The sequence below is a fragment of the bacterium genome, assembly GCA_020444325.1.
Classification (GTDB): Bacteria; Bacteroidota; Ignavibacteria; order SZUA-365; family SZUA-365; genus BM516.
In genome coordinates, this window is record JAHLLD010000002.1 from 238,999 (window position 1) to 255,618 (window position 16,620).

General features: G+C 55.3%; 11 protein-coding genes. 3 read left to right on the forward strand and 8 right to left on the reverse strand.

From position 1 onward, the window contains the following. The first annotated feature begins 59 nt into the window (after window positions 1–59). Both KQI65_03765 and KQI65_03770 read left to right on the forward strand, forming a co-directional pair. Window positions 60–584 (forward strand): DinB family protein, encoded by a 525-nt coding sequence (locus KQI65_03765; protein ID MCB2203841.1) that lies wholly within the window; start codon window positions 60–62, stop codon window positions 582–584. 178 nt (window positions 585–762) lie between these two features. Then, window positions 763–2,685, forward strand: coding sequence for a T9SS type A sorting domain-containing protein (locus KQI65_03770; protein MCB2203842.1), 1,923 nt, complete (start codon window positions 763–765; stop codon window positions 2,683–2,685). A gap of 38 nt (window positions 2,686–2,723) precedes the next feature. Here the strand turns inward: KQI65_03770 and KQI65_03775 are convergent, their stop codons facing one another. The 4 genes from KQI65_03775 to acs form a co-directional block, all read right to left on the reverse strand. Next, a complete protein-coding gene (locus tag KQI65_03775; GenBank protein MCB2203843.1) occupies window positions 2,724–3,812 on the reverse strand; it encodes an MBL fold metallo-hydrolase in 1,089 nt (362 codons plus the stop codon). A 40-nt stretch (window positions 3,813–3,852) separates the two neighbouring features. Then, entirely contained in the window at window positions 3,853–5,289 is a 1,437-nt protein-coding gene (locus KQI65_03780) for an SDR family oxidoreductase (protein MCB2203844.1), read from the reverse strand. 151 nt (window positions 5,290–5,440) lie between these two features. After that, a complete protein-coding gene (locus KQI65_03785) occupies window positions 5,441–6,565 on the reverse strand; it encodes a hypothetical protein (protein MCB2203845.1) in 1,125 nt (374 codons plus the stop codon). A 193-nt stretch (window positions 6,566–6,758) separates the two neighbouring features. Then, window positions 6,759–8,651: an acetate--CoA ligase gene (gene acs, locus KQI65_03790; GenBank protein MCB2203846.1), complete on the reverse strand. Its 1,893-nt coding sequence runs from the start codon at window positions 8,649–8,651 to the stop codon at window positions 6,759–6,761. A 346-nt stretch (window positions 8,652–8,997) separates the two neighbouring features. Between acs and KQI65_03795 the strand changes: the two genes are divergently transcribed. Next, window positions 8,998–9,531: a hypothetical protein gene (locus tag KQI65_03795; protein MCB2203847.1), complete on the forward strand. Its 534-nt coding sequence runs from the start codon at window positions 8,998–9,000 to the stop codon at window positions 9,529–9,531. Between the two features lie 69 nt (window positions 9,532–9,600). Here the strand turns inward: KQI65_03795 and KQI65_03800 are convergent, their stop codons facing one another. The 4 genes from KQI65_03800 to KQI65_03815 all read right to left on the reverse strand — a co-directional run bounded on the left by KQI65_03800 (window position 9,601) and on the right by KQI65_03815 (window position 16,399). Further along, complete coding sequence (locus tag KQI65_03800) at window positions 9,601–11,244, reverse strand: hypothetical protein (protein ID MCB2203848.1); 1,644 nt, start codon at window positions 11,242–11,244, stop codon at window positions 9,601–9,603. Continuing rightward, complete coding sequence (locus tag KQI65_03805; GenBank protein MCB2203849.1) at window positions 11,238–12,713, reverse strand: hypothetical protein; 1,476 nt, start codon at window positions 12,711–12,713, stop codon at window positions 11,238–11,240. The genes KQI65_03800 and KQI65_03805 overlap by 7 nt, the downstream gene beginning before the upstream one ends. Next, window positions 12,713–13,291, reverse strand: coding sequence for a sigma-70 family RNA polymerase sigma factor (locus KQI65_03810; GenBank protein ID MCB2203850.1), 579 nt, complete (start codon window positions 13,289–13,291; stop codon window positions 12,713–12,715). Before KQI65_03810 ends, KQI65_03805 begins: the two co-directional genes overlap by 1 nt. A 165-nt stretch (window positions 13,292–13,456) precedes the next feature. Further along, a complete protein-coding gene (locus KQI65_03815; GenBank protein ID MCB2203851.1) occupies window positions 13,457–16,399 on the reverse strand; it encodes a hypothetical protein in 2,943 nt (980 codons plus the stop codon). Window positions 16,400–16,620 lie beyond the last annotated feature (221 nt).

Sequence of the window (16,620 nt, forward strand, 5' to 3'; positions counted from 1 at the left end):
GCCGCACAGTGCTATAATAAATTTCTTCCCCATATTTTTTAATCAGTTCGGAGGTCGTGGTGGATTGGAAAAGTACACTTACCGGGGCAATCGAGTATAACTACGGTGTGACGGAAAAACTCATGCGAAGAGTTGACGACAGCAGGCTCGACTGGAAGCCGGAAAGCGGAACAAACTGGATGAGTACCGGGCAACTGCTTTATCACGTTGCCGAAGCCTGCGGCAGTAATATCAAGGGCTTCGTGACCGGCGACTGGGACTTCCCGACAGATATGCCGACGGATGCATCCGGAGAGCCCGATATGCTGCCGGTGGCAGACAATATGCCGGCAGTGTCTTCTGTCGAGGAAGCAGTGGAGAAACTGCTGGCGGACAAGGCACTGGCGCTCAAGATGCTCGACTCCGTTTCTGAAGAAGAACTCCACACTGTGATAGCAAAAGCACCTTGGGATCCGATGGAATTTCCGCTCGCCATTCGCATGCTGCAGATGGTCGATCACCTCAAGCAGCACAAGGGACAGCTGTACTATTACCTGAAACTTCAGGGACATACTGTGAACACCATGGACCTGTGGGGTGTGTAGCGGAGGGCAGAAAATCGTCCCCATATACCAATATTCGCAGTTCTTTCTATCTTTTCGTAAGACACACTTGTAATGCGACGGTGGCCGCACGAAGCGGCCACCCGCCGGTTCTCCGATCGGCAGTCAATGATGAACAGCACCATCAGTCTCCTTCCATCCGTGAACTGTGAGGTGTATCATGCGCATTGCCACCAGCCGTCTTCTACTCAGTTGCATACTTTTCCTCTCTTTTCTGCCTCGAATGCTGCAGGCACAGCATCACGAATGTGATGTCATCCGCTACAACGTGCTGCTGACATTTGATATCGAGCACCGCTCCATCGCCGGGGAAGCTGATATCCTCCTCCGCAACACCTCCCGGTCGCCAATACCAGCAGTGTCGTTCGATCTGCGTGAGAACACCGTGAGCGCAGTGCGAATGGAGGGGAGTGATATTGCATGGTCGCAGATTGACAGCGTACTTACCGTCACCTTCCCCTCACCGCTCGCTTCACTCGATACAACCATTGTTACCGTGCATTATGCCGGCACGCATCCCGCTGTCACACCAGGGATGTATCGTACTGGTGTGATGTTCGGGGAACATGTCGTATCCGCGAAGGCACAGTCCTCAGTCGACTGGTATGTCTCCACCACCTGTCACTGGCTCCCGTGCAACAACGTCTTTGCGGATAAGGCCATTTACGATATCACGTATGACGTGCCCGCGGGTATCGTCGCCGCAGGACAGGGGACTCTCATCGACCAGCAGTGCGACGGAGCGCGCTCGCGTTTTCACTGGCGTATGCGCGATCCCATCCATCCGCATACCGCGGGTTGGGCAGTCGGACCGTACTATCGCATTCAGCGCGAATGCATGGGGTACCCCGTCGAATATTACGTGGAAAAAGGGTTTTCGCTTGAGGTGGACAAGTACTTTGAACGACTGCCGGACATGATCGCCACATTTGAGCAGGAATACGGGCCATATCCGGGCGAGAAAATTGGTTTTGCAATAACGGACGCCGGGTCCCAGGAATCACACACACTCGTCATACTTGAACATGAGGACCTCGGGGAAGTTGCCAGGCCGCAAGTGGAAGCACATGAACTGGCCCATCACTGGTTCGGGAATTGCGTCACACCGATGGACCTCAGGGAGAACTGGCTGAGCGAAGGCTTCGCGATGTACAGCGAAATTCTCTATCGTGCAAACACCACGATGCAGGCGCGTCTTGACGATCACATGCATTCCTATGTAAATCTGTATATCAAGGGAGTCGCAGTGAGCGAGGGTATCCAGCCGCTGTATAATTACATGGGGCATGGCGCACCTTTCAATTACTCGAGTGTTATCTACATCAAAGGCGCCCTGGTTCTGAACATGCTGCGGCACGTCGTCGGCGACTCTCTCTATCATGCGGCGATGCACGAGTATTTTCGACGCTACCGCTATGCGAACGTCACAACGGAAATGTTCCGCGCTGTGATGGAGGAAATCACACAGGTGCCTTTGCAGCAGTATTTCCAGCAATGGGTCTATGAAAAAGGGTGGCCGATTCTGACCGCGAAGCGTGTCGCGGCGTCATCCGGTGATCCGATGCGCATCCGGATTCGTCAGCTGCAGACGGACAGGGGGTGGTGTCTGTATGAGTTGCCTCTGGTATTCAAACTCACAATGAAGAACGGCGAGGAAGTGGAAATAACCAGATGGCTGCATCCACAGGAAGAAGACATACTGCAGCTTCCGGGTGTGCTGGATGAAGAGGTCGTCGAATGGAGCATTGACCCGGCTGGCATTATGCTCATGGAGATGACCAAAATAACGGATGTGCGACAGGACGAAGCCGCTGCGTTGAATCCCAGCATCACGGCATGTTATCCGCAGCCTGTGCCGGCGGAAAACCGCATCCTGCATGTCGAGCTGAATGCACCGAAAGCGGCTGCCTGTGATCTGCAGCTTTATGATATGCTCGGTCGACAGGTGCGGAGCGTTTACAGTCAAGGGACGGCCGGTGCCTTGCGGCATCATGCCATCAATACTGCAGGACTCCCGTCGGGCACGTACCTGCTTCGACTGGCAGGAGATTCTCGGACATCGCAATTGGTGGTACTACGCTAAGCTCTGTTCCCATTGGTTGAGATGGGTGGATAGGCCACTTATTCCCGCCACCATGCTTCCTGTGGCTGTTCGTCTGCCGGAAACATGCGCTGTCCGATTCGGGGTGTCACCAGAATGACACCCTGGCGTTGCGCTTCCTTGCGCACGCGAACTACAGGGTCGGTCCACTCATGTGGAGCAAGCGTAAATCCTCCCCAGTGGATCGGCATCATCAGTTTGCCCTGCACATCGCGATGCGCTTCGACACTTTCTTCAGGGAGTGAGTGAATGGCGCGCCATTTCTCGTTGTACTGGCCGCATTCCATCATCGTGAAGTCGAAGGGGCCGTAGCGTTTGCCGATTTCCGTAAAGTGCGGTCCATACCCGCTGTCCCCACTGAAGAAGATGCGGATGGCTCGCCCCTGCATCACCCATGATGCCCAGAGCGTCTTGTTGCGATCGTTCAGAGAGCGCCCGGAGAAGTGCTGTGCCGGGGTAGCTGCGATACGAATCCCATCTATTTCGGCTTCATCCCACCAGTCCATTTCCGTAATCCGTTTCCCTTCAATACCCCAGCGGCTGAGATGCGCACCGACACCGAGCGGCACATAAAAATGTCCGACCCGGTCGGCCAGTATGGTGATGCTCTTGTGATCCAGATGGTCATAGTGATCATGAGAAATCAGCACGGCGTCCACGGGAGGTATATCCTTGAGGTTGATTCCGGTTTCGAGCGGGAAGCGCTTTCCGAATATCGGGAGGGGGGAGGCGGCGCCGGAAAGCATCGGGTCGAGCAGGAGGCGTTTGCCGTCGAGCTCGAGCATGACTGCGGAATGGCCGAACCAGGTGACGGCGTAGGAGCCATCGTCCGCAGGCGGTTCACCCCAGGCAACAGGGAAATCCGTCGGAAGGGGGTGTGACGGTTTGGTATTTTTCGCTGTGATCATCTCATACATCGCTTCCATACCTTTTGAAAAGCTCATTTCCACATCCGCTCCGTTGATGTTGCGAAATCTTCCGTCATGATACTGCGGTGATTCCGCGATATGCCTGAGATGTTCCCCTTCCGGCTGCGCGCCGAACTGTTCCGCGCTGTGCAGGTAAGCCACACCACCGGCGATGAATCCGAGAATTATTATGAAAATCATGTATGCACCATAGATGAATTGTCTTTGAGGAATTCACTTCTCAGGTCGCAGCAGCGGTTTCTGCGCTGTGGACAATCGCCCGGGCCATGCCGCGAAAGACGAGTACATGAACAGGATAGATGCCGTACCAGTACAGTAGTCCCGCGAGTCCACTCGGGTAATATTCAGCAGTTTGTATGAGGGTGGAACCCCCGTTCTTCGCCTGTTCGATACGAAATTCCAGCCAGGCACGTCCCCAGACACGCATTTCCGCACGAAGGCGGAGCCTCCTGCCGGGTTCAATTTCTTCGACGCGCCAGAAATCCAGTGCCTCGCCCGGATGCAGTTCCGTGGGATGCCGCCTTCCGCGCCTCAATCCTACTCCGCCAGCCTGTTTGTCAATGAAGCCCCGTATGCGCCACAGCATGTTCGCATAGTACCAGCCGGTATCTCCACCGATGGAGGCGACCTTTGAAAAAAGTGTTGCTGCCGGTGCTTCGCAACGGAGCGTGCGCGAATCGCTCAGCAGATGCGAGGGATCCAGGGACTGTGGGACAGGCGGAGTGCCGGCCTGACTCCATGTCGTTTCGACGTCATACGTTTCGAGTTTGCGCAGCGCGCGTCTGACGGCCTCTTCGAATGGCATGGGCTGCAGGTCGAAAAGCTTTCGTGCGAGGTCATTGGTGACAACGGTTTCGCTTCGCACGCTTTCGATGAGCGATGTTGCCAGCGAGAAAGGAATGGGCGTAACCAGATTCACCCAGTACGACGAGAGTTTCGGCGTCAGAACCGGAACAGGGATGATAACTCGCCTGAGGCCCAGTACGCGGGCAAGCGTCAGCATCATTTCCCGGTACGTGAGCGTTTCCGGTCCGCCAATGTCTATAATTTTCCCCGTGGCGGCTTCATTCTCCACACTTTCAACGAGGTACACCAACAGATCGGCGATGGCCAATGGCTGCGTTCCTACATCCACCCAGCGTGGGGTAACCATTGCAGGAAGACGGTTGACGAGGTGATGCATCATTTCGAAGGAGGCACTGCCGGATCCGACAATTACCGCTGCACGGAATTCCGTGACCGGGATGCCGCTCGATCTGAGTATGTCGCCGACTTCGTGCCTGCTCCTGAGATGCGGGCTCTGCTCCTCGTCGCGTTTCCCGAGTCCACCCAGGTAGACGATACGCTTCACACCAGCCGCAGCGGCGGCCTGTGACACATTCGTCGCGGCTGCGCGGTCCTGCTGTTCAAAATCCGAATTGCCAGCAGACATGGAATGGACGAGATAGAATACCTGGTCGATCCCTTCAAACGCAGCTGCAAGTGTGTCGGGCCGCAGCACATCGCCCTGCACGATGTCTGAGGTCGCTGCATCACGTTCCGGAATCTTTTTCGGGTTCCGGACGAGACAGCGGACATCGTGACCCTGCTGCAGCAGGCGCGGCAGCAGTCTTCCACCAATATATCCGGTCGCTCCGAGGAGCAGGATTCGTGCCATTTCTCAATCCATGTGAATGCTCTTCCTTAATGCACAACAGCGTCGCGGTGAAAAAAATGCCGGAACCGGAAGGATAAAAAACGGGCATCCCACCGGAGGCGGCATGCCCGTATTCGAGAAGACGGAACAGTGAATGTCTATCTGGGAGCGATCATTCGTAGTACATCGCGATGCGGGGAGGCTGCGCGCCGGTTTTCCACACGCGTGTACCGAGGTCATCGGAAAGGGGGCGGTAGTAGATATCGAGCGAGCCAACATTCATCACATCTTCATGCGTGATAAGCGATCCGATGAGCATGACATTCCCGCTTGCGAAGAACGAACCCCCGCAAACAATATTGGCATGTGCCTTTGCGTCCTCGGCAAAGACATTTCCTGCGACCACGATGAGAAGTTCCTCGTCCTTTTCACGAAGAAGGTTGCGCACTTCATTCGAGTACAGGCGCAGATCGCCTTCGACGAGGAGGATGCCACAGCCGCGAACGTTTGCACGCAGGTTCAGGTGACCGCGAATTCGCCAGACCCCGGGACTGTCGGGTGTACCGAGATTGATGTCGCCCCGCAACGTCGTGCTGGACGCGTATGTCCGGGTCGCGATGCTCCCCCAGTCAGCAGGTTCGATGGCAGGCATTTCGATTGTGGGGTGACGGAACACTCCACTGCCGCCTTCGTTGATACGCGGGGTGAAAACGCTCGCAAGCTTTGCCCCTTCAGTGCTTATTCCTGAAGTGTAGGTGCCGAAGCCCTCGACAAGTCCCTGTCCACTGACACCGAGATAGCCGTTGGTGTGCACGTTGGTGTTCCGCAGCACATTGCCGAAATCCTGCACGAGAATCTGGTCATTGATGTTCAGACGGTTGCCGGTGTATAGCGCATAGCTGAGTGCATTCGGAAGGGCACCGTCTTTTGGTCGGTCGATGATCGCCTGCACGGTGACCTCTTCATTGTCCACAAGAGCGCGGGATGTAATGAAGCGCGCGTTCTGCAGGGGACGATTGATGTCGCAGGGATCTGAGCCACCCGTTGTTGCAACATAAAGATCGACGCCGGGCAGATCTATGCGTGTGGGTGTACTTTGCGATGCCCAGTCGGCATTGGCTTCCAGCTGCTGAATGGCGTACTCGACGCCGCTGGCGGCCAGGTCTTTTGCCTGCAGCTCCGAACTGTTGAAGAGCTTGTCGATTTCTTCAGCAGGATTTTCACCAAATACATTGAAGGTGGTGAGGACGGTGGTTGCGACGAGCCCGATAAGTATCGTCGTAAGGATTTTGTCCACGAAATCACCTCTGTTTATTCAAGAATACTGTAATCCATCATTCAGCGGCGAAGCGATGTTCGTCCGCGGGTCGTGCATTCCCATCGATTCGAGAAAGGGCGAAGGAACGCTGACTGGGGAAAACTAACATCGCAACCTTACAGGCGGCTGAATCAGGGATTACAGTTTCCTGAACAAAACAGGCGATTCCGGGCTATTCTTCAAGGGTCGCGAGATTCCCGGGGTCCTCACCGAGGGCCCGGGCACGAAGAACGCGACGCATGATTTTCCCGCTTCTCGTCTTCGGCAGGGAATCAACAAAGTCGATCTTCTCCGGTTTTGCGATCGGCCCCATTTCATGTCCCACATGCTTTCGCAGTTCCTCCTCGAGCTGTTCATGTGCCTCGATGCCCGTTTTCAGGATGACGAATGCATGAATGGCATTGCCCTTCACTTCGTGAGGAAGTCCGATTGCCGCCGCTTCGGAAACGGCGGGATGCGAAACCAGTGCGCTCTCAATTTCCGCGGTGCCCAGGCGATACCCGCTGACCTTGATCACATCGTCCACGCGTCCGATCACCCAGAAATACCCATCCGCATCGCGTTTCGCCGCATCGCCTGTCATGTAACTGCCCGGGTAGCGTTTCCAGTACTGTTCGACGTAGCGGTCGGGATCTCCATAGATCGTGCGGAGCATTGCGGGCCAGGGATTTTTAATCGTGAGGAAGCCTTCTTCATCGGGACCGACGGGCTTGCCTGCCTCGTCCACAATTTCCATCTGCAGTCCCGGAAACGGTTTGCCTCCCGAGCCGGGTTTCAACGGATCCGAGGGGATGGGCGTAATCATGAACATGCCCGTTTCGGTTTGCCACCAGGTGTCCATGATAGGACAGCGTTCCTTGCCGATCACACGATGATACCATTTCCACGCTTCCGGATTGATTGGTTCACCGACGGAGCCAAGCAGGCGCAGGGTGCTCAGATCATGACGATCAGCCCAGGCATCGCCGAAACGCATGAGTCCGCGAATCGCTGTCGGTGCTGTATACAGAATCGTGATGCCATAGCGTTCGATCATCTGCCACCAGCGGTTGGGGTAGGGGAAGGTCGGAGCGCCTTCGTACATGAAACTGGTTGCTCCATTGAGCAGGGGACCGTAAACGATGTACGAATGCCCTGTAATCCACCCGGGATCGGCTGCGCACCAATACCTGTCCTGATCCTGTATGTCGAATACGTATTTCAGCGTCGTATACGTGCCGACCATATATCCTCCATGAGTATGCAGGATGGCCTTGGGCTTACCAGTCGTACCGGATGTGTAGAGCAGGAAAAGCGGATCCTCCGCATCCATCACTTCCATGTTGCAGCTGCTCGACGCGATGGGAAGCATCATAAGGTCATGGTACCAAAGATCGCGACCCTGCTGCATGTTTACTTCCTGTCCCGTTCGCTTGACCACCAGCACGCTTTGTACCGTCGCTGCGCGCTGCAGCGCCTCATCGGCGATATCCTTCAGCGGAACGATTTTTCCGCGCTGATAGGCGCCGTCGGCGACGATCAGTACTTTGGACTGACTGTCTTCGAGTCTTTCATGCAGGGCTTCGACCGAGAATCCACCATAGACCACGGAATGGATGGCGCCGATGCGCGCGCACGCCAGCATGGCGAGCATCAGTTCAGGGATGCGTCCCATATAAATCGTTACCCGGTCACCTTTTTCCACCCCGAGACTCTTCAGGATGTTGGCGAACTTGCAGACTTCCCGGCGCAATGCGAAGTAAGAGAGGGAACGGAATTCGCCATCCTCGCCCTCCCAGATCAGCGCGAGTTTGTTTCTTCGCGGGGTGAGCACATGGCGATCAACACAGTTGTAGACGATGTTGGTCTTTCCCCCCGTGAACCACTTGTAGAAGGGAGCGTTGCTGTCGTCAAGTACCTTTTCGTAAGGCTCAAACCAGTCGAGTTCCTCTGCATGGCGGGACCAGAAGCCTTCGTAATCCTTCTCCGCTTCCTGCTCGAGCGTTTCACGGTCACGCACGTGAGGCTCGCCGAGATGCTCGAATGATGGATAATACACGTCTCCGCTCAGCTTCTTGTCGGCCATGGTCTCCTCCATATATGAGATGTTGAATGTCCGTATTCTGCAAACTCTTCACGAAACATGCAAACGGCTGGTGTTGCATTTGCCGTTGAATTGAGCTGAAAAGGGAAAAAACTGCTGCATATGAAAAATTCGGAGAAAAAGGGTTGACAATGTGCGAGGGTTATTGTACGTTTGACATACCCTCCCTCCCCCCATGGGTGTTACGGCGTTATGCCGTGGCGCCCATTTTTTTTTCTTCCAAATGAGCAGAACAAAATGGCGTGAGTGGGGAGGTGAAGGTTGTCATTGCGCCGTGAATTAGCTAATATAGGCCACCGTGTAAGACATTTGCGTCAATGAGGCGAGTATGAGCGAATCCAGGGAAGGTAAGGAGGTCCAGGGTCAGCAGTTGGACGATGCCCGCAGCGCGTTGATAGCCTCGATCGAGGAAATCGGTGCGGAACGCAACGAATACGCCGCACGTGCGCAGTGGCTGAAACGCCTCAGCGGATTGTTCAATGTGCTTATCGTCCTGCTATCCATTGCTTCTCCGGCCATGGTGACATATCTCACGCAGCAGCCCAGTCCGGATCCCTCCCTCACACTCAAGACTATCATCCTTGTCGCGCTTACCGGCGTGGTGGCCACGCTGCGCAGCGTGCTCAAGTGGGGAGAACAGTACGGATTTGCAGTGATGACAGCGATGAAACTGCGGGAGCTGGAATCGCATGCGCGCCTGGAGATGGAGGAAGTGCTGAACACGGCCAATGACATGGTGGTGCATGGGAAGCTCACCGCGCTCAACCAGGAGTTGCAGGAGCGCTGGACCGCCATTGTTCGCCGTCACCTCGTCAGTGGCGGCTACGGGGGAGAGGGCAACGATGTGAATGGAAAGGGATAGTCCGCGAACGGATTCTTCCAGTGAAAGCTCGAATTACCCTTCGGTGCCTGTGTGCCGGAGGGGTTGTTTTTAGTGTGGGGTACGTCGGGGATAATGCGTCGCGGTGGGGATTGTGGACAGTGTCTCAACCTGCCAGACGCGTGCGACGATGTTGTTATCAATGACTTCTTCAATAAACACCGGTCCCCTGTCCCGCGCGAAGTAAATCGTCCAGTAATAGCTGCCCGGTTGTGGACTTCCGGTTGCATCCTCGAGTGCATATCGTGCGGCGATGACATCGTTGTACGTACCACGATCGCCAGGAAGCAGCAGTCTGTCGAAGTGCTCGAGTACACGTCCATGGAGTTCCACGCCCACGGAGCCGCCGGTCAGTACCTGCCCCGCCGTCCAGGAACTCCCTACAGCAAAGGACGCGGGAAGCAATGTCATTCCGCTCTGCTGCTGCCGAATCTGCGGGGTTGCGTCGATGCGCGTCCAGTTGATTCCGCCATCCACTGAGCGATATGTCCCAATTCCGGTTCCGCAGTAAAACGCATTGTCCTTTCCGAAATGCAGGGAGTATACATGCTGCCCTTCCAGTCCCGAACGGCGCACCGGAGAGCCATCGAAACGGTACACACCGTCTTCGGTACCGACGATGACATCGCCGCTGATATCCGACTGACAGACCGCGGTCGGACGTATCGTCGAGGGAAGCGGGACACTGGCCCAGAAGCCTGAATTTTCAGGAGTGACATACAGTACGGGGGGCATTGCGACGGCAACAGCGGAATATGGTGAGCCGAGTGAGGCGCGAATCTGTACAATGCTTTCGGTGCCGGGATTATCAGAGGTTGTGAGCTGCGTGGGCCAGGAAGATTGCAGATGAATTTGCGCAAGTGCGCCATCATGTCTGCCGACGAAGAGCATGGAATGGGTGAAATCGTAGTTGATGATGGCGATATGCGTGACGTTTTCCGCAAGGGAGGGGAGCGGAAAGGGATCCCAGCTTGCCCGTTCCGGGTGACGCACGTAGAGATGTCCATCGATGACGACAAAGAGTGCACCGTTTCCATCACATTCGATATCACTGATGCTGCCGGCCGGCGTGGCGATGTGGGTCCATGTACTGTCGTAAATCCCGAGTCTGAATAATCCCTCAGACTCGGTCGCCACAAGCAGCTGTCCCGAAGCCCGCAGATCCCTGTTGAGTGCCGTGACGGGACTCGACCAGGCGATCTCTATCGCCTCCCACTCATCGGAGGCGGGACGAAAGCGGTACAGAGTGCCGTTTTTACCGCCGATGAATATCAGATCCCGATCCATGTTCATCCATGAGCGTGCGGCAACCTCGGGTCCTGGTACGGTGTAGAGGTAGGGCTGAAAACGCAGATGCTCAGGCACGTACGGAAGGCTGTATGCGTTGCAGCCAAGCAGGATATCGGTTCCGTTTGTATGCTGCCGGTGCAGCGTCGTACTACCGAGCCTGCTTCCGAGTGTGTCATACCTCGTGTCGAGAACAGCCCCGTTCTCGAATTCAAGGATGTGTATTTCTGTTCGTTCACCGGTTTCACGGTAATAGCGGATGGGGGGAGGCGTAGTGCCCCAGAGGTAGTTGCCAGCGGAGTAGGTAACTTCCGCGGGTGGAGAAACACTGTCCGTGCATGCAGGGATGAGCAGCACACCGAGTGCGCAGACAGCGAGCAGCCAGAAGGCTTTTCCCTTCATCACCATAGCAGTATTCCTATTCCGACACGAAGTTCAAGTGCAGAACTGAAAACTGTCGTGGGTGTATCGTTTGCATCGATGATCCCCAGCGGTCCGTTCAGAGGAGTTTCTGCCAGAGGGACGAGGGGTGCCGCCTGCAGCCAGGCGCCCGTAAAGTGCATGCCTGCCCGCGCCCGTACCGCATAGCTGAGAGGATACAGCACCGAGAGTCCCGCCGAGAACATGAAATCGCGCTGCGCATCCAGCGTGAGTCCAGCACCGGCGTCCGCCTGTACCTGAAGAAAATCACCGGGATTTACGGTGAAGAAGCCGTGCGCCCTCAGCCAGGGCAGGAGTTCATCTTTGAGTGCCGTACTCATCAGCACAGTTTCGGTTGATACGGTGTTGTCCAGGGCACTGCGTGAGCTTGCGATCGATTCACGCGCGAAGAGTGATTGTCCGAATTCGAGTCCCGCTTCAATCTGCGGTGAAATGGCCAGGCGAATCCCAGCCAGGTACATACCCTGCACAAGGGTCTTTGCTCTCGTTCCACTGCCCTGCATCTCCTGATGCGCGGCGCCGGACTCCAGGTACAGGAACAGCCGGCCTCCCAGCAGTCTGCTGCTGCTTTCTGCTGCATAGACGAAACCGCTCCCGCGCCTGTGTTCGTCTTCGCTTCCCAGAGTTACGTGAACGGGACGCAGGGGGAGCTCGGGCACGAAATCCACCTGTGCCAGTCCGCTGCGGGTTTGATCGTTATCCGGTACCTGAACTGATTGTGCGTCCATTGCTGCCCGTGCGTCCATTGCCGCCCGTGCGTCCGTTGCCGCCCGTGCGTCCGTTGCCGCCCGTGCGTCCGTTCCTGCATGTTGCGTTTCAACGCCAGCGATTGATGTTGGCGTTCTTCCCGTTGAGGCGGCATGTCCACCGGCGGACTGTGAAATCCGGTTTGAGGGAACAGCTGTGGTGACTGTTCCCTCGTGCCGGATCGGGTTCGATACCACGGAGGCTGCGGCATCGCTTGATTCTTGTACTGCATCTGCAGGGTGTCCGGTGACAGGAGATTGCTCCGCTTGTGTCGCAGCAGACATCTGCGTTTCAGGATGATCTGCTTTCCCCGCAATAAATTCAGGGATGCCTGGCAAAAGGAAAACCAGGGAAGTGAAGAAGAGTCCGCCAAGCAACAGGAGGGAAAGCAGTCTCCATGGAATGCGCGATACGAGTCTGCTGCTTTGCGACACTGCGCCGACGAGGGGACGCGTTTCCACGACGGTGTTCAGAGCAGGTATGCGAGATGCGAGTGCACGTTCAGTATACGCCGGAATGCCCTTTGCACCGTCATGTTGCTTCACTGCCGCATCCAACTGTCTGTATTGTCTGAGCACTTCCTGTTTCTTCGGATCGCTCGAGACCTCGCGAAGAAATGCCGACTCTTCACGCGGGTCCAGCAGTCCGTCCAGATAGGCGAGCACCTTATGTTCAAATGATTGTTGCATCATGTATTTCCTTCCGCGCGTTCTTCGAGTCGGGATATGAGCATGGTGCGAAGAGACTGTTTCGCACGCCATAGACGTTGCCGAATGACATCAATGTTGTTCCCGGTGATCTCCGCGATTTCGGCATATGAGAAACCATCGTACTCACGGAGCAGTATCGCCTCACGCTGTTGCTCCGGCAGACGGGTAATTGCATCCTCAAGGAGGGCATGCATGTCTTTCTTTTCCAGCTGCGCGTCAGGGAGTGGGTGTGGCGAACTGATCGGAATATCTTCCTCGCTCTCAAAGCGTGAGTGCCGGTTCTGCAGTTTGAGTGCATTCAGACAGGAATTGCGGGCGATGGTGTACATCCACGCGCGCACATTCGTATGGTCGCGAAGCGTATGTGCCTTCTGATGGATTTTCACAAAGGTATCCTGGAACATATCCGATGCCAGTTCCTCGTCGCCACGAACGATGGAGAGAATGAAGCGATACAGCTCCAGGCGTCTTCGCCGGTACAATTCGGCAAAGGCCTGGTCGTCGCCATCACCGAAAGCGGTGAGGAGTTCGCCGTCACTTAAATCGGACAACTTCATATGTCGCCTGCCGCTCGCGTTCTTTCCGTTCCCTTTCGATGCAGCGGTCTGCAAAGGAAGCGTTTGGACAGGCAGTACCGCGTTACTCACTGAAATACAGTTTTATGTGTCAGAAACAGGAGAAGGGACGATCCTCGTGGACCGTCCCTTTTCCCCATGGTTGCCTCATTGAAGCAGGAATTTATGCAATCCACTCACCGCCCGTCCATTTTGGTCGATTCCGTTGACGAGCAGAAGATAGGTCCCAGCCGGGGCCTGCAGTCCACCTTCGATCCGCCCGTTCCACATCGCGTTATTGTGTTGGACAGGCACTGTTGCCATGACGCGGCCGAGCATGTCTACCACGTGCACGCTGCCGGAGCGCAGAGTCTGGTTGAGCAGAATTTGTACCGGTCCAGTCGCAGGGTTCGGCGTCGTGTACATCTGCAGCGCCGATTCGGGAAGCGGGACGCCAGCGACGCTGCTGACCGAACTGCCGGCGAGAAGGATGTAGCGCGAGTTCAGGTGTTCATGCGATCCGTGCATGGTGAGATTTATCATGGTGACAGCCTGGACATCACGCGTGATGCGCAGCTGCACTTCCATTGTTTCATCCGGTGCCAGTGTCACGGGCAGGGTGGTCCCACCGATGATCTCGGCGTAGGCGTCAATGTCCATTCCAAGACTGGTAATACTGACGGACATATCCAGGTTGTTGATGAAACGCAGGGTGATGACGTCATTTTCCTTCACCTTCCCGAGTCCGATAATCGGAGCGAAGCTGTCTTTTGGATAAAGGTCTATCACCGAGGAGCTGGGAATTGGGATTATCGCTTTTCCATACACCGAAAAGTTGTAATCTGCCGTGATGAGGGAATCATGATAATAGAAGTGGAAATTGGCATGTTCCCCGATGCCCGGGTACCCGGTGACCGAGGTGGGGGAATACTGCACTCTGATCGATCCGCGACCACTTCCAACTACAGTTGAATCGTAGGCGGGGAGGTTAATGGGCAATGAACTGAGCAGAGTGATATTATCTGAACCAAACTTGCTGCTCAGATTCAGAGCCACCGGAACAGGGAGATAATTCTGCAGGACGAAATCGTCTTCCACCGTTGTGTTGATCGCAGTGATCATCGTACCAGCATCGCTGACATGCATTCTCGTGGAGTCGAAGACGCGGATATAATCCGTGAGACTGAACCCGATGAGATTGACGACAAGCGAACGAGAGGTTGGCGTCCCCGATGAATTGTTCAACGTAAAATGCAGCATTTCGGTCACATACTCAGGAGGAGGAACAGGAGTAAAGCAGACGGAGATACCAGACGTATCCCCGGCAGCGATGGTGACGTCGGCGCTCGACGGCAGTGTATAGAGTGAAGAGACGCCACTGAGGCTGATGTCAGTCAGCGTGACCGCATGGTTGGTGGTATTGATGACCCAGGCATCCATGCAGTAGGAAGTGGAGGTATCGACTGCGCCAAAATCGAGATCGTTGACGACTTTCACACCGTCGTAGTCAGACCAGTACACCGTAGTGCCGTAGAGATATACATCGGCGTGCTCGGTTCCGGATGTACCGATAAGGTACGCGCCACCTCGTCCGATCGGTGGATTCACAAAGGTGACAGGAACGACCGCAATGCCGCCACTGTCGATGATGACACTTGATTGCGGGATGGTAAAACAGCTGTCCCCATAGAATGAAAGATCCACTGTCAGCTGTCCGGAACTCAGATTATGGATCTTCACGGTGTCCGTCACCGATGCTCCAGGTTGCGCCTCGAATTCGATACGCTGATACATGTCGGGCGTACGCATGGCAAAGAGTTTGTTACCATCTCGCGGCTCGTCTACAACTGCTATCACGTCGGCTGAGTCCACCTCCGCGATACCGTCCGTAACGACAATCTTGGCACGGTACACATCAGCGGCAGCACCCACGAAACGTACGGCAAGGGAAAAGGTTTTTCGTGGTTCAATAGTAAAGTTCGGCGTTGGCACGACTTCAAAACGGGAATCCCTGACGACATAGGCTTGCAGATTCAGTGTGCTGTCGGTGAGATTCCGAATGCCAATGGTTGCGGTATCCGGGTCGATCGCGGTGGCATAGATCGACATGTACTCCCTGGTGAACTCGAAATTCCCGCGTTTCGGGACGACATCGACGAGCAGCCTTACCGTATCAATATCGATGCCATCAGTGATGGTAAGCATGCCGGTATACTGTCCGGGAGTATCGGAGTAGAACTGCACGCGGGCGGTTTCGAAATTGGCTACAGTAATCGGTGAGGCATTCGCCTCCAGGTAGAAACCGGGATCGCCCTGCAGTGCGAGATCCAGCGTTACCGGATTGGTGGCGGTGTTGCGAAGATGTACCCAGAGCCACCTCGTCATTCCAGCTTCCGTGGTACCTGAAGACGACGGGCTGGTTGTCCAATGGTAGGGCTGGTTTACTGTGGTTACATATATCGTGGTCGTATCGGTGAACGTTCCATCGGTCACGATGAGCTTTGCGTTATACGTTCCAGCACTGTTGCTGAAGAAATCCAGGTACACGGTTTGCGAAGCAGATGCCGGTATAGCGACGCTGGCGGGACCATTGTAGGAGAAAGGGGCGTCTCCAGCCACACTCGGTGTGACCTGCAATGCTGTACTCTTCAGATTCTGTACCGTTATCGCTATCTGTCGTGCCACGCCCAGCTCCGCATAAGCGGATGTGTAAGGTGGCAGCAAGGCAAAATTCGCTGGATTCACGAACACGGTGATAAGCGTCGAATCCGTGATCGTGCCATCGGTCACCCGGAGCATGGTCTGGAAGGTGCCACTCGTTGTACTGTAGAAGTCAATTGTTGTCAGCATCGCATACGAGGAGTCGAAGCTGAGTGTCCTGCTCAGCGAATCGATGACAAATTGCGGGTCGCCGTTGAGACTGGAGGTGACCGTCACCGGTGTGTTCACCGGATTCTGTATGGTCACAAGCAGCTGGGTGTGAATACCGGCCTTCGCTGTAACCGAATCGGAAACCTGGTAGATATAGTAGTGAGGGTTGTTCCCGGCGCGCGCGACGATTGCCGCAAAAAACAGGAAACATATGGTGAGCAGGTAGCTGCGCATTCTCATGGTTGCACCGTGTGTAGATGGAAAGCCTGTTCGATCGTGTGGACCGGTCAGTGAATAAACAATCGAGGGAGGGAAAAGTAACGCTGCCCGCAGAGAAATGTCGGCGATTGCATCAGTGTGCTTGTAATTATGCAGAATGCGGGTAAGGATGTGCTTCAGAATATGCAGAAAGTGCATAATTCTTCGCCGGCGGAGGTCAAGGACATGCTGGAATGTGGAAT